Raw genomic sequence first — 14,518 nt, 5'->3', positions numbered from 1 at the left:
AAGCTGCCGTGGCCCGTATCCCCTACGTCGATGAGACGACCAACCCCGAACTGGCGCCGGCCATCGGGCGGATCCGCGCGGAACGCCGCGGCAAGCTGATCCCCGTCTATGGCCTGCTGCTGCACAGCCCGGCAATTGCCGAAGAGTGGCTGGCGTTCATCAATGCGGTGCGGTGGAAGACGCAGCTGGGCGCGCGCCTGCGCGAAATCGTGATCTTGCGGGTGGCCGTGCTCAATCACGCCAGCTATGTGGTCGACGTGCACCGGCAACACTTCACCGGCAAGGATGGCCTGGATGACGCCGCGTGCGATGCGCTGCTGGCCGACACGGTCGACAGCGACGCATTCAGCCCGACCGAACACGCCGTGATCGCCTATGTCGATGCGTTGACACGCGAGGCACAGGTGCCCGACGCCGTGTTTGCCCGGCTGCGTCCGAAGTTCGACACGCGCCAGATCGTCGAACTGTCGGTGCTGATCGGCGCCTACAACATGCACACGCGCGTGCTCAATGCGCTGCGGATCGATCCGGAATGATCCGGCGTCCAACCTCTTTTCCACTGGAATGACCGTGACCTCACGCCCGCATCTTGTCGTCGAGCAGGACGTCTTCACCCGCGTGATCGATGTAGTTCTCAACGATCAGTGCACTGCGGACCGCCGCGCCGCCTTTGCCGATTTCTTTGCGCATGACGTGCCCGATTTCGAAGGCTGGCGGCAAGGCTTGCGGGATCGCTGCACCCGCGTCGCCCCGTCGCGCGTCACCTTTGTCGAGACGGTTGAAGAACTGCACCGGGCCTTGCCCGACGCGGATGCGGTGGTGGTGGAATCGCTGCCGATCGGCGCCAGCGAACTGGCGTTGGCGCCGCGCTTGCGCGCGGTGCAGAAGTTCGGATTCATTACCCGCAACATCGACCTGCAGGCCTGTGAAGCGCGCGGCGTGCCCGTGCTGCCGCTGCGCCGCCGCGCCAATGTGGCCTGTGCCGAACAGGCCCTGATGATGATGCTGGCTTTGGCCAAACGCCTGCCGGAAGTCAACGGCAAGACCAGTGTGGCCTTGCTGAAGGCCGCAGGCTTTGCACCCGCGCCCTTCGATCGGCGGCACACCCCCAGTTCGAACTGGGCGCGGATTCCGGACATTGCCATGCTGCAGGGGGCCACGCTGGGCATCATCGGTTTCGGCGAGATCGGCCGCGAAGTCGCGGCGCGCGCGCAGGCTTTCGGCATGAAGATCGTTTACACGCAGCGCACGCAACTGGATGCGGAAACGGAGCGGACCTGGCACGCGGAGTATCGTGACATGGACACGCTGCTCGGCATGTCGGACTGGTTGCTGGCGCAACTGCCCGCCACGCCGTCCACCGAAAACCTGCTGGACGCCGCGGCGTTCAAGAAGATGAAACGTGGCGTGCGTCTGATCAATGTGTCGCGCGCGCAGGTCATGTCGCGTGATGCCGTGCTGGGCGCGCTGCGCGACGGCACGCTGGGCGGCATGGGCCTGGACACCCTGTGGACCGAACCGGGCGATGATGATGACGAATTGCTGCAGTACCCGCAGGTAGTGCTGACGCCGCATCTGGCGGGCAGCCCGCGCTTGAATGCGACCGGGGATTTCGAAGAACTGATTTCCGGACTGGATCGGGCGCTGCGGCCCTGACGCCAGCCATCGCGGCAACAATCACAACAACCACAACGACAATAACGACAACACCGCCGCGGTCACGCGCGGCAGGGAGACTTCCATGCACGCCTTTACCGCCCACCTTCCCCGGCTCGCCTGCGCGGGATTATTCGGACTTTTGCCCGCCCTGGCGCCCAAGGCTGCGATGGCCCAGGACGCCTACCCCAACCATCCCATCCGGCTGATCGTGCCCTTCCAGGCCGGCAGCGCCACCGACGCGGCCGCCCGAGTGGTCGGGCAGAAGATGTCGGCGAGCCTGGGCCAGACCGTGATCATCGACAACCGTGTCGGCGCAAGCGGGTTCATCGGCGCCGAAGCCGTGGTGCGCGCCGCGCCCGATGGCTACACCATGCTGCTGGGCACCGTCAGCACGCAGGCGGTGGGCCCCAGCCTCAACAGCAATCTGTCGTTCGATCCGGAAAAGGACCTGACGCCGATCGGCCTGATCGGCTCGTCACCCTATGTGCTGGTGACCGCGTCCAAGATGCCTTACGCCGACCTGCCCGCCTTCATAGCGCAGGCCAAGGCGCAGCCCGGCAAGCTGACCTACGCCTCGGCCGGCACCACCAGCATGGCCAACTTGTCGGCACAGTTGCTGTCGACGCTGGCCAAGATCCAATTGACCCATGTGCCCTACAAAAGCTCGGCGCAGTCGGTCACGGACACCCTGAACGGCACCATCGACATCCAGTTCGCGTCGGTGATGCCGGTGCTGCCGCACGTCAAGACGGGGGCGCTGAAGGCGCTGGCGGTCTCGGGCGCGCAGCGGATGCCGCTGCTGCCCGACGTGCCGACCGTGGCCGAACTTGGCCTGAAGGGTTACGAGACCGGCTTGTGGATGGGGCTGTTCGCCCCCAAAGGCACGCCGGCTCCGGTGCTCGATCGCCTGTCGACGTCGCTGACTGCCGCCTTGGCGGACCCGGAAGTCGACAAGGCCCTGCTGGGTCAGGGCATCCAGGGCATGCGCGTCGGCCGCGGCGAGCTGACCGGCTTTGTGCGCAGCGAAACGGAAAAATGGAGCAAGGTGGTAAAGGCGGCCGGGATCACTGCGGAATAAGCTCTGCCCGCACTTCGCGCACGCGCTCGTCCACGTAATAGCCGCCGTATTCCGTATAGCGCAGGAACAGGCAGCGGCAGGTCAGGCAGCGCCACACATCGCATCGGTTGTAGGGAAACCAGTCCGGGGCGATGGGGGCGTCAGCCGACCAGCTGTGCGTGCCGTCGGGGTGGAATTCTTCGACCGTGGGGGACTCATCGTCGGGGGCCCGCAGGGTCGCCACCCGTTCCAGGCGGGTCTGGTCAAAGTACACGGGCAGCGATTCCCAGCCCGGGCAGACCAGCGCATGGCAGGACAGGCAAGCCGTTGAAGCGGCCGCGTCCGGGCCATCGTGACGGGAAATGTGTGCGGCATGGGCGGCCTGACGAAGGTCGGCGGCGGTCCAGCGCAAAAGAGAGGCAGCGTCCATGCGGCATTGTAGGCGGTCGACTTCGCTACAATCGACAGATCGCAACTCTCTTTTTGCAGGTGCCCCATGGCTCGAATGATTCAATGCGTCAAACTCAAGCGCGAAGCCGAAGGGCTGGATTACGCCCCCTACCCCGGTGAACTGGGCGCGCGCATCTACCAGAACGTGTCCAAGGAAGCGTGGGCCGACTGGGTGCAGAACCAGACGCGCCTGGTCAACGAAAACCGCCTGAACCTGGCGGACAGCCGCGCCCGCAAGTACCTGGCGCAGCAGATGGAAAAGTTTCTGTTCGAAGACGGCACGGTTGACGTGCACGGCTACGTGCCCCCGACGGCCTGACCGCCGCCACGCTGGCGTTTCCATCCCGCCAGCCCAAAAAAAAACCGATGCGCTCGATACGCATCGGTTTTTTTTTGTCCTGCCGCAACGATCAGTTGGCGGCGGCTTCGCGTTCCACGTTGTCCACGCCCGTGTGACGCACGTCCCGACCCTTGACCATGTAGACCACCAGTTCGCACATGTTCTTGGCATGGTCGCCGATCCGCTCCAGCGCCTTGGCGATGAACAGCAGTTCGATCGACCGCGAAATGGTGCGCGGATCTTCGATCATGTAGGTCACCAGCTGCCGGATCACGCCTTGCCACTCGGCATCGACCACCTTGTCCTGGCGCACGACCTGGGCCGCGGCTTGCGCGTCCAGGCGGGCGAAGGCGTCCAGCGCCTTGCGCAGCATCGTCACGACGCTGTTGGCCATGTGCCAGAGTTCCACGGCCGGCATGTTCATGCGGCCGGCTTCATGGATGAGCTTGGCCATCCGCGCGATCTTCTCGGCTTCGTCGCCGGCGCGTTCCATGTCGGTGATCATCTTGATGACCGTGATCATCATGCGCAGATCGCCCGCGGTTGGCTGGCGGCGCGCCAGGATGTGGCTGCAGGCCTCATCCAGTTCGACTTCGAAACGGTTCACTTCGGCGTCGCGCTGGACCACGGCGTCGAGCGCCACCAGGTCGCCGTTCGCCAGGCCGTCGATCGCGCCGGTAATCTGGGACTCGACCAGGCCGCCCATCTGGAGGAAGCGCGAGCGGACCTCTTCGAGTTCAGCGTCGTATTGTTTATTGGTATGTTCAGTCATGCCGGCTCCTTACGAGACAGTGGCAGAGTAGCGAGGGCGAAATCCAGCAAGCAGTTTATGAACATCATGTGACCGGAATATGTCGCCGCGCAAGGCGTCGCTTCCGGACCACAGGCGCGGCGCCCGTGGCGGATCCATGATGCTCAGGCGTGGCGGGGCTTGTCGAGCCGGCGCACGCCGGACTGGGTCGCCAGCAGGGCCACGTCGGCGCCGCGCAGGGCGAACAGGCCATTGGTGACGATGCCTGGAATGTCGTTGAGCACCTTTTCGAGCCCCTGGGGTTCGGTGATGCGCATGCCCTTGACGTCGAGGATCATGTTGCCGTTGTCGGTCGTGAATCCGGCGCGCAGGTTCGGTGTCCCGCCGAGCAGGCGCACGATGCGCGCGACGGCTTCACGCGCCATCGGGATCACTTCGATCGGCAGCGGGAAGGTGCCCATGTGCTCGACCAGCTTGGATTCGTCGGCAATGCAGATGAATTTTTCGGCCACCGACGCCACGATCTTTTCGCGTGTCAGCGCGCCGCCGCCACCCTTGATCATGTGCAGATGGTCGTCGATCTCGTCGGCGCCATCGACATAGATGGGCATCCATGCCACATCGTTCAGGTCGAACACTTCGATGCCGTGCGAAGCTAGCCGCGCCGCGCTGCGTTCGGAACTCGCGACCGCGCCGCGGATGCGGCCCTGGTAGGCGGCAAGGCCATCGATGAACAGGTCGGCGGTCGAGCCCGTGCCGACACCGATCACGACGTCGGGCGCGGCGACTTCATCGACGAATTGCAGGGCCGCATCGGCCGCCTGCTGCTTGAGTTCCTGTTGAGAAAGCATGGCATCTAAGTAAAAAGTGCGGGCGCAAGGCGCGCGGATTGGACTGGAGCGGACACTGTAGCAGAGGCGCCCGCGGGCCTGACGAGAAAGCCTGCGACCCAGGACAACTGCCTGCCGGGCTCAGGCCGGATCGTCGGTCAGCGTCGTCTCGGGCGCGACCACCACTGACGGTGGCCACGCCCGCGCAAGAATCGGATCAACCAGCGCCTCGGGCACGCCGCCATCGCCCGCCAGCCAGCTCGATGCGCCCAGTCGCGCCGCGATAAAGGCCTGCGACACCGCCAGGGGCGCATGTCGCATCAGGATCGCGCTTTGCAGCAACAAGGCCAGCAGGCTGGCGGCGCGGCGGGCCTGGTAGGGGGACGCCTCGGCGCACAGCACCAGGCATTCATCCAGCGCCCGGTCGTAGGCGGGGTAGATGCCGACGCTGTTGCGAAGCTCGGCCACCAGCACCGCAAACGACTCGGGCTCGCGGGCGATCGCGCGCTGCACATCCAGGCACATGACGTTTCCCGACCCTTCCCAGATGGCATTGACCGGCGCTTCGCGATACAGGCGCGGCATAGGCCCGGTTTCGACATAGCCATTGCCGCCCCAGGTTTCCAGGCATTCGCCAATCGCGGCCACCGCACGTTTGGTCACCCAGTATTTGGCCGCGGGCGTGACGATACGGCGGATCGCGCGTTCCAGCAGATCGTCGGGCCGGTCGAATGCGCCGGCCAGCCGCAAGGCCAGGGCCGTGGCCGCTTCGCTTTCCAGCGCCAGGTCAGCCAGCACATGCCGCATCAGGGGTTGGTCAAGCAGCCGTGCGCCGAATGCCTTCCGTCCGGCGCAATGGTGCATGGCCTGCACCACTGCCTGCCGCAACAGCGCGGCGCTGCCGGCCACGCAATCGAGCCGCGTCAGCGTGGCCATGTTCAACAGCACCTGCAGGCCTCGCCCGGGTTCACCGACCATCACGCCCCAGGCATCGCAAAATTCCACTTCGGCGCTGGGATTGCTGCGGTTGCCCAGTTTGTCTTTCAGCCGCTGGATGTGCACCGCATTGCGCGTGCCGTCGGGCCGCCAGCGCGGCACGAAAAAGCAGCTTAATCCGCTATCGGCCTGTGCCAGCACCAAGTGTGCGTCGGACTGCGGCACGGAATAAAACCACTTGTGGCCGACCAGCCTGTAGGCCTGGCCGCGGCCCGCTGTGCCGGAGGCGCCGGACGCGCCGGACGCGTTCAGGGGCGCCGCGCGGGTGCGCGTGTCGCGCAGGTCGGAACCGCCCTGCTTTTCGGTCAGGCCCATGCCGATCAGCGCCGATCGTTTGTGCGAGATGGGTTGGTCCGACGGGTCGAAGTCGGTGGACCGCATCGCAGGCAGCCAGTCGCGTGCAAAGTCGATCTCGCCAGCGGGTTCGTCTTCGAGCACGACGTGCGCCGCGAAGGTCATGGTGGTCGGGCACAGGGTGCCGGCTTCGACCTGGCCCTGCATCAGGTAGCCGGCGATGCGCGCCACGTGCGATCCCGGGAAAGTTGCGGCCTTGCTGGCCGGGCCGTTCGTTGCAGAGGGGCTGCTCGGGCTGCTCGGCTCGCCGGGACTGTGCGCGGCGGTGGAACGGGTGTGCAGTCCTTGCGTCCACATGCCCGTGAGCAAAGTGGTCCACGCGGGATGGCATTCGATTCGATCGACACGGCGCCCGACCTGGTCGAAGGCAATCAATTCCGGCGGATGGCGATTGGCCAGCCTGCCCGCGTCGCGGGTCGATGCCAGTCCCAGCCACGCGCCGTGCGCTTCCAGCGCTGGCACGAAGGCCGCGGCGCCTTCGCGATGCACGCCCTCACGCAGGGCGTCATCGCTCGTGAACAGGGAATAGTCGGGAAGCGGATCGACCTGGTTGTCGATCTCGTGGGTACTGAAGCGATCCATGCTGCCTCCTTGCCGTGATCCACGACATGGTTGTCCATGGCAACGATGCGATCATCGCAGGAATGGCGTCAACCGGGGCTGGCCGCGGCGTCGTCCGCTTCTTCGCTTGCCATATCTTCGGGCCGCGTGCCGAGCAGACGCTGTGCTTCGGTCTCCGGCAGGGCCTCCACGCTCTTCAAGTTGCGAAGCATCGCACGAGTCCGGGTTTCCGTCTGGCCGATCTTGTTGCTGGCGGTTTCGAGCGTTTTCTTCACGCTGGCCAGGGCCTCGCCAAACTTGCCGAACTCGGACTTGACCGCGCCCAGCACGTTCCAGACTTCGGACGACCGTTGCTCGATGGCCAGGGTGCGGAATCCCATCTGCAGGCTATTGAGCAGGGCCGACAGATTGCTCGGGCCGGCCACGTTGATACGCAGGGCCTGCAGCCGGTCCATCAGGGCCGTGCGCCGAAGCACCTCGGCATACAGGCCTTCGGTAGGCAGGAACATGATGGCAAAGTCGGTGGTGTGCGGCGGCGCGACGTACTTGGTGCCGATGCGTTTGCCTTCGAGTTCGACCCCCCGTTCAAACGCCACGCCGGCTGATCGCACCGCTTCCACGTCGGCGCGGTCTTGGGCATCCACCAGGCGCTCATATTCTTCTTTCGGAAACTTGGCATCGATTGGCAGCCACACGGGCACGCCGCCGTCACCCCGGCCCGGCAGGCGGATGGCAAATTCGACCAGTTCGTCGCTGCCCGGGATGGGCTTGACGTTGCGGCCATATTGAGCCGGCGTCATGATCTGTTCGATCAGCATGCCCAGCTGCACTTCCCCCCAGGTGCCGCGCGATTTCACATTGGTCAGCACACGTTTGAGATCGCCTACCCCGGCCGCCAGGGTCTGCATTTCGCCCAGCCCCTTGTGCACGGATTCCAGGCGGTCAGACACCAGCTTGAACGATTCCCCAAGCCGCTGTTCAAGCGTGGCGTGCAGCTTCTCATCGACGGTGCGGCGCATTTCTTCAAGCTTGACGCCGTTGTCGGCCTGCATGTCTTTCAGGCGCGTTTCGACCACGTTGCGCACGTCGGTCATGCGGCGCTCGTTCGCTTCGGTCAGCACGCGCAGCTGTTGTTCGAAGCGATCGGCAAAGCCTTGCAGGGACGCAGCGCCCTCTTCCCGGGCCGCCACGGCATCGCGCGCCAGCGACGTGCGCAGGTGATCGAACCGTTCCTGCAGATGCGCGGTGAGCGTGCTCAAATTTTGCGAGAAGGCGTCCAGCTGCTGATGCAGCAGCTGCGCCTGTTGGGCCTGCTGGCCGCCCAACGCCTGCTGATTCTGGGTCAGGCTGTGCGTCAGTTCCGTGCGCAGCCCACGCATGGATTCCGCGATTTCCGTGCGCAGGGCGCGTTGCGTGTCCTGCAGGTCGGCGCGCAACTGGCGCTCCAGATTGTCCTGCCGATCCAGCATGGCTTCGGTGGCGTCGATCGACTGTGCATCCGTGCCTTGCGGCTGGCGCACCACCGCCACCCACGCACCAATCGCTGCCAACACGGCAGCAGCTGCCGTCACCCACCCTACGATTTCGGTCAAACCAGGCCCCTTCGAAAGACGGCATTCTAAAGGAAGCGGCGGGGCCGATTGAACGACGCGGCAAGGCCGATCACCGCAGCGGCAACCGTCAGGTGTTGCGGTTGCGCATCCAGTCGGCGGTATTGAAGAACGACGCCAGCAGCCGTTCGGCCAGGCCTGGTTCCACGCCGACGTCCTGCATCGCGCGGCCCATGCACAGCACCCACTGGTCGCGTTCCTGGCTGCCGATGGCAAACGGCATGTGCCGCATCCGCAAGCGCGGATGGCCGAACTGGCTGACGTAATGGTCCGGGCCGCCCATCCAGCCGCACAGGAACCAGAACAGGCGGTTGCGGGCGTTTTCGAGCGACGGCCCATGCGCCGCGCGCAGTTCCTTCAGATCGTTGTCCAGGTCCATCAAGTCGTAGAACCTGTCCACCAATTCCTTGACGCGCGCTTCACCGCCGATCAGCTCGTACACCGTGCGGGTGTGGTCTGTCGGGGTCATCGGCTGCGTGGCCGGAATGGTGCTTGTCGTGTCGTTCATATCCTCTTGTCCGTACGTGTCTTCACGCTTCGCGCAGGGTGGCCAGCGGCGGCTGGCGCAGCACACCGCGCAGGCCCATCCAGCCGCCAATCACCGCGCAGCCGATGCCGATGCCCAGCCCGGCAAACCATACCCACACATTGGGCGACAGCGCGAAGTTGAACACGAAACGCGCCAGGGCCCAGGCCACCGCCGTCGCACCGACCGATGCCAGCAGCCCGGCCAGCGCGCCTATGGCCGACAGTTCCAGCCACTGTGCCATCGACAACTGCCGGCGCGTGGCGCCCAGCGCCCGAAGCAGGCCGGCTTCGCGCACGCGTTCGTCGCGCGTCGAGGCCAGCGCCGCATACAGCACCAGGCACCCGGCGGCCAGCGTGAAGAGGAACAGGAACTGCACGGCGGCGATCACCTGATCGAGCACCGACTGCACCTGGCGCAGAATGGCGCCGGTGTCGAAGATGGTCAGGTTCGGAAATTCCTTGATCAGCGCGTTGGTAAAGCCCACCTTCGACTCGGGCAGATGGATCGACGTGATCCAGCTTTGCGGCATGGGTTCGAGCACCTGCGGCGACATGATCGCAAAGAAATTGACCTTCATGGAATCCCAGTCGAGCGCGCGCAGGCTGGTCACCTTCACATCGACGATATTGCCGGCAATGTCGTACTTGAGCTGGTCGCCCAGCTTCAGGTTCAGGGTCTTGGCAATGCCGGTTTCCATCGATACCTCGGCCTGCCCGGGCGCGAGCCACTGACCCGCTTCCACCCGGTTGTGGCCCGGCAGATCACGCATGTACGACAGATTGAATTCTCGATCCACCAGGCGCTTGGCCCGTTCGTCTTCGAACTGGTCGGGGCCGATGGGCGCGCCGTTCACTTCGATCAGGCGGCCGCGCACCATGGGGTAGAGCTCGACCTGCGGCAGCCCGGCTTCTTTCAGGCGCTGGGCGATCAGATCGCGCTGTTCCGGCTGGATGTTGATCACGAACCGATTGGGCGCGTCGGCCGGCGCCGACCGACGCCACCCTTCGACCAGGTCGGTCCGGGTAATGGACAACAGCAACAAGGCCATCAGGCCGATCGCCAGGGCGCACACCTGCGCCACCGTGGCGCCGCGGCGGCGTACCACGCCGGCCAGCGCGAAGCGCAGCGCCACCGACCCATGCCGCCAATGGCGCACCGGTTCCAGCAGCCGGACGCCAAACCACGCCACGCCCGCGAACACGGCAAAGCCGCCCAAAAAGCCACCGGCGATCATGAGGCCCAGGCGCAGGTCGCGTGCGAACCAGACCAGCAGCAGGCAGAAGCCCAGCGCCCCCAACGCATAGCCCAATGCCGTGCGCGCCTGCGGAACGCCCGTGTCCCGGCGCAGCACGCGCACGGGCGGCACATGGCGCAGCTGCGCCAGCGGCGGCAACGCAAAGCCCAGCAGCAGCCAGACGCCCGCCAGGAAACCCTGGAAGGCTGGCAACGGGGACGCCGGGGGAAGGTCGGACGTGATCAGGCCGCCCAACGCAAAGATCAGCCCTTCATGCGCGGCATAGCCGATCGCGCTGCCGACCGCCGCAGCAATGACCGCGACGATAAAAAATTCCACCGCAAACAGCCGCGTCAGGTGCGACTGGGTGGCCCCCAGGCAACGCATGACCGCCACGCTTTCAATGTGACGCAGCGTGAACCGGCGAGCCGACAGGGCCACCGCAACCGCGGCCAGCAACGCCGCCAGCAAGGCCACCAAGGACAGGAATTGCTGTGCGCGGTCGATGGTCTGGCGCATTTCCGGGCGGCCCGATTCGATCGAATCGACGCGCTGACCGCGGCTCAGGTGCTCGTTCAGCCAGCTGGAAAAACCGCGGATGTCGCCGGGCTTGCCGGCGATCAGGGTGCGGTAGGTGACGCGGCTGCCGAAAGCGATCAGTCCGGTCGCGGCCACGTCATCGGTACGGATCATGACGCGGGGCGCCACATTGATGAAGTTCATGCCCTTGTCGGGCTCGATCACGATTACCCGATCGATTTGGAAGGACTTGTCACCCAGCGTGATGGAATCGCCCATCTTCACATCCAGCAGCGCCAGCAACTGGCCGTCCACCCAGACCTTGCCGGGTGGGGGAACGTCGCGGGTGACCTGGTCCGGGCCATCGGGCGCCTGCGCCACCCGCAAATTGCCCCGCAACGGATACCCTGGCGCCACCGCCTTCAGCGACGCCAGCTGGGAGCGCTGGGCGTCGCCCTGCCCCGCACTGGCCATGGACGGAAACTGCAGCGTATCAGCCACCGTCAGGCCGGCCGCCTGCGCGCGTTCCCGCAGTTCGGGCGACACGGGCGCATCGGCGTTGATCACCAGGTCGGCGCCCAGCAACTGGCCCGCGTCACGTTCCAGCGCAAGCCGGATCCGGTCCGCCAGGAATCCCACGCTGGTGACCGATGCCACGGCAATGACCAGTGCCAGTCCCAGCAGTTTGAGTTCGCCCGCGCGCCAGTCGCGTGTGGTCATGCGCCATGCCTGCAGGAAGACGGCAAAGGGGGAGCGGCGTGCACGTGCGGCAGTGGTCATGGACAGGTCGAACCCGGGAGGAAATGCGGACTATGAAGGAAGGCATCGCGGACAACATCGCGGTCCCCATCGTATCGGACCGTGTACCGCTTGCAGGGTTCACCGGCGCGTGAGACTGTAACCGGCGCTATTGTCGCGCTGTAGCCACATGCTATGCCAGAATCAGCACCGATAAGACATGCCTATCGGCGCCATCGGAACTATTCATTTTACGGTCGCCCCGGGCATCGATATCGTTGAGCCCTGACAGTACTGCGCGACGTCCCGACGTGTCTTGCGAACCGGCCCACGGCGCAGGCTGCCCCCAGTTTCCATGGAGAATCCGAGAATGACCAAGCTCACCACCGCCACCGGCGCCCACGTCGCCGACAACCAGAATTCCCGCACTGCCGGCGCCCGCGGTCCTGTGCTGCTCGAAGACTTCCACCTGCTTGAAAAGCTGCAGCACTTCAACCGTGAACGCATTCCCGAGCGTGTCGTGCACGCCAAGGGGTCGGGCGCCTATGGCGTGTTCGAAGTGACCAAGGACATCAGCCAGTACACCTGTGCCGACCTGTTTTCGGGCATCGGCAAGAAAACCGACGTGCTGTTCCGCTTTTCCACCGTCGGCGGCGAGAAAGGCTCGGCCGATACCGATCGCGACCCGCGCGGCTTCGCGATGAAGTTCTATACCGAAGAAGGCAATTGGGACCTGGTGGGCAACAACACCCCCGTCTTCTTCATTCGTGACGGCATCAAGTTTCCCGACTTCATCCACACGCAAAAGCGCGATCCGCTCACCAACCTGAAAAGCCCCACCATGAAGTGGGACTTCTGGTCCTTGTCGCCCGAATCGCTGCACCAGGTCACCATCCTTTTCTCGGATCGCGGCACGCCGGACGGCTATCGCCACATGCACGGTTTCGGCAGCCACACGTTCAGCCTGATCAACGCCGAAGGCCAGCGCGTCTGGTGCAAGTTCCACTTCCTGACGCTGCAAGGCATCAAGAACCTGGACCCGGCCGACGCCACCCGCCTGGCCGGCACGGACCCGGACTACGCGCAGCGCGATCTGTTCGAGTCGATCGAAGCCGGCAACTTCCCGCGCTGGAGCGTCAACATCCAGGTGATGACCGAAGCGCAGGCCATGAGCACGCCGTTTGATCCGTTCGACCTGACCAAGGTGTGGCCGCATGGCGACTTCCCGCTGATCGAAGTGGGCGTCGTCACGCTGAACCGCAACCCCGAAAACTTCTTTGCCGAGATCGAGCAGGCCGCGTTTTCGCCGTCGTCCATCGTGCGCGGCATTGGCTTCAGTCCCGACAAGATGCTGCAGGCCCGCCTGTTTGCCTACCACGATGCGCACCTGTATCGCGTCGGCACCAACTACCAGGCCTTGCCGGCCAACCGGTCGAAGGTGGAAGTTCGCAACTATCAGCGTGACGGCGCGATGCGCTTCGACGGCAACAGTGGCCGCGCGCCGAACTACGAGCCGAACAGCTACGCCGATGCGCCCAAGGAAGACCCGGCTTACCGTGAAACGCCGCTGGCGCTGGATGGCCCGGCCGACCGGTACAACCACCGCGTGGGCAACGACGATTACACGCAAGCCGGCGATCTGTACCGCCTGATGAGCCCGGAACAGAAGGCGCAGCTGATCTCGAACATCGTAGGCGACATGAAGACCGTGCCGCGCGAGATCCAGATCCGCCAGATCGCCCACTTCACCAAGGCCGACCCGGCTTATGGCGCGGGTGTTGCGCAGGGTCTGGGCATCGATCGTTGATGCTGGCAACGTTGATGTCCTCAACGTTGCAGGTGTCAACGACCCGGCGGTCCATCACCTGAGGGTGGACCGCCATGTCGTCAAAGCCTTCCCGGTTCGCACCGGGAAGGCTTTTTTTCATGATGCGAACCTTTTCGCGCCCGCCACGCAGCCCACGGCGCACAGGGTCACGGCCAGCATCATCGCGCTGACCGCTTCGTGCAGCAGCAAGGCGGCCAGCGCCAGGCCAAAGAAGGGCTGCAGCAACTGCAGTTGCCCGACACCGGCAATGCCGCCCATGGCCAGCCCGCGATACCAGAAGATGAAACCGATCAGCATGCTGAAGACGGACACGTAGCCGAAGCCCCACCAGGCCGGCGCGGTCACGTGGGCCCATGACGACGGCAGCGTCCACAGTGCAACGGGCACCATGACTGGCAAGGACAGCACCAGCGCCCAGCTGATCACCTGCCAGCCGCCAAGCCGGCGGGACAGCCGCGCGCCTTCGGCATAGCCCAGGCCGCAGACCACAATCGCAGCCAGCATCAGCAGGTCACCTTGAATGACGTTGCCGCCACCCGACGCGCTCAAGGCGCCCTTGGCCGGCATCGCGCCGGCGATGGCAAATCCGACGACACACGCGCTGCCTGCCAGCGAAAACGCCCAGAACGCGGCGCGAGGCCGCTCGCCACCGCGCAGCACGCCGAACAGCGCCGTGAAGATCGGCAGCAAGCCGATAAAGACGATGGAATGCGCCGACGACACGTGCTGCAAGGCCAGCGCGGTCAGCAGCGGAAATCCGAGCACGCAGCCGAGCGCCACGATGGCAAGCGGCGCCAGGTCCTTGAGCGCGGGCCGGCGCTGACGCAGGCCGATCAACAGCAACCCGCCAAGCGCAGCGGCGATCGTCGCTCGAGCACTGGTCAGAAACAGCGGGTCGAACGCCGCGACCGCCACGCGCGTCGCCGGCAGGGACCCTGCAAAAATGACCACGCCGATCAAGCCGTTCACCCAGGCGCCGGTTGCTCTGTCCATCGTCTGCTCCATGTTGTCGTGGCAAGCAGTAGAGCATCGGCGTAGGGCCTTTTCCAGGCACACTCCAGT

13 protein-coding genes are annotated in these 14,518 nt (G+C 65.2%); 5 read left to right on the top strand and 8 right to left on the bottom strand.

Annotated elements, in window-relative coordinates:
- Positions 1–8: 8 nt before the first annotated feature.
- The 3 genes from HD883_RS00245 to HD883_RS00235 all read left to right on the top strand — a co-directional run bounded on the left by HD883_RS00245 (position 9) and on the right by HD883_RS00235 (position 2,737).
- Positions 9–536, top strand: coding sequence for a carboxymuconolactone decarboxylase family protein (locus HD883_RS00245; protein WP_179588388.1), 528 nt, complete (start codon positions 9–11; stop codon positions 534–536).
- Positions 537–570: 34 nt separating this feature from the next.
- Positions 571–1,656 (top strand): NAD(P)-dependent oxidoreductase, encoded by a 1,086-nt coding sequence (locus HD883_RS00240; protein ID WP_179588389.1) that lies wholly within the window; start codon positions 571–573, stop codon positions 1,654–1,656.
- Positions 1,657–1,741: 85 nt separating this feature from the next.
- On the top strand, positions 1,742–2,737 hold the full coding sequence (locus HD883_RS00235; RefSeq protein WP_179588390.1) for a Bug family tripartite tricarboxylate transporter substrate binding protein: 996 nt from the start codon (positions 1,742–1,744) through the stop codon (positions 2,735–2,737).
- On the opposite strand, the gene HD883_RS00230 is transcribed toward HD883_RS00235, so the two are convergent.
- Positions 2,724–3,146 carry a hypothetical protein gene (locus HD883_RS00230; protein ID WP_179588391.1) on the bottom strand — a complete coding sequence of 141 codons (423 nt, stop codon included), beginning with the start codon at positions 3,144–3,146 and terminating at the stop codon, positions 2,724–2,726. The genes HD883_RS00235 and HD883_RS00230 overlap by 14 nt on opposite strands.
- A gap of 66 nt (positions 3,147–3,212) precedes the next feature.
- Here HD883_RS00230 and HD883_RS00225 point away from each other — a divergent pair, with 66 nt between their 5' ends.
- The gene (locus HD883_RS00225; protein WP_179588392.1) at positions 3,213–3,485 is read left to right on the top strand and encodes an oxidative damage protection protein; all 273 of its coding nucleotides are present in this window, start codon (positions 3,213–3,215) and stop codon (positions 3,483–3,485) included.
- Positions 3,486–3,576: 91 nt separating this feature from the next.
- On the opposite strand, the gene phoU is transcribed toward HD883_RS00225, so the two are convergent.
- The 6 genes from phoU to HD883_RS00195 form a co-directional block, all read right to left on the bottom strand.
- On the bottom strand, positions 3,577–4,278 hold the full coding sequence (phoU, locus tag HD883_RS00220) for a phosphate signaling complex protein PhoU (RefSeq protein ID WP_179588393.1): 702 nt from the start codon (positions 4,276–4,278) through the stop codon (positions 3,577–3,579).
- A 143-nt stretch (positions 4,279–4,421) separates the two neighbouring features.
- Complete coding sequence (rpiA, locus tag HD883_RS00215; RefSeq protein WP_179588394.1) at positions 4,422–5,108, bottom strand: ribose-5-phosphate isomerase RpiA; 687 nt, start codon at positions 5,106–5,108, stop codon at positions 4,422–4,424.
- Between the two features lie 120 nt (positions 5,109–5,228).
- Complete coding sequence (locus HD883_RS00210; RefSeq protein WP_179588395.1) at positions 5,229–7,019, bottom strand: acyl-CoA dehydrogenase family protein; 1,791 nt, start codon at positions 7,017–7,019, stop codon at positions 5,229–5,231.
- Positions 7,020–7,087: 68 nt separating this feature from the next.
- On the bottom strand, positions 7,088–8,377 hold the full coding sequence (locus HD883_RS00205; RefSeq protein ID WP_444964358.1) for a DNA recombination protein RmuC: 1,290 nt from the start codon (positions 8,375–8,377) through the stop codon (positions 7,088–7,090).
- A 301-nt stretch (positions 8,378–8,678) separates the two neighbouring features.
- Entirely contained in the window at positions 8,679–9,116 is a 438-nt protein-coding gene (locus HD883_RS00200) for a group II truncated hemoglobin (RefSeq protein ID WP_179588397.1), read from the bottom strand.
- Positions 9,117–9,138: 22 nt separating this feature from the next.
- Positions 9,139–11,610 carry an ABC transporter permease gene (locus HD883_RS00195; protein WP_179588398.1) on the bottom strand — a complete coding sequence of 824 codons (2,472 nt, stop codon included), beginning with the start codon at positions 11,608–11,610 and terminating at the stop codon, positions 9,139–9,141.
- Positions 11,611–11,998: 388 nt separating this feature from the next.
- Between HD883_RS00195 and HD883_RS00190 the strand changes: the two genes are divergently transcribed.
- Positions 11,999–13,435, top strand: coding sequence for a catalase (locus HD883_RS00190; protein ID WP_179588399.1), 1,437 nt, complete (start codon positions 11,999–12,001; stop codon positions 13,433–13,435).
- Positions 13,436–13,552: 117 nt separating this feature from the next.
- Here HD883_RS00190 and HD883_RS00185 read toward each other — a convergent pair whose 3' ends face one another.
- The gene (locus tag HD883_RS00185) at positions 13,553–14,449 is read right to left on the bottom strand and encodes a DMT family transporter (protein ID WP_179588400.1); all 897 of its coding nucleotides are present in this window, start codon (positions 14,447–14,449) and stop codon (positions 13,553–13,555) included.
- Between the last annotated feature and the right edge of the window lie 69 nt (positions 14,450–14,518).

The sequence above is a fragment of the Pigmentiphaga litoralis genome (assembly GCF_013408655.1).
Classification (GTDB): domain Bacteria; phylum Pseudomonadota; class Gammaproteobacteria; order Burkholderiales; family Burkholderiaceae_B; genus Pigmentiphaga; species Pigmentiphaga litoralis_A.
The sequence above is the reverse complement of the archived record's forward strand: the minus strand, read 5'-3'. Positions and strand labels throughout refer to the sequence as shown.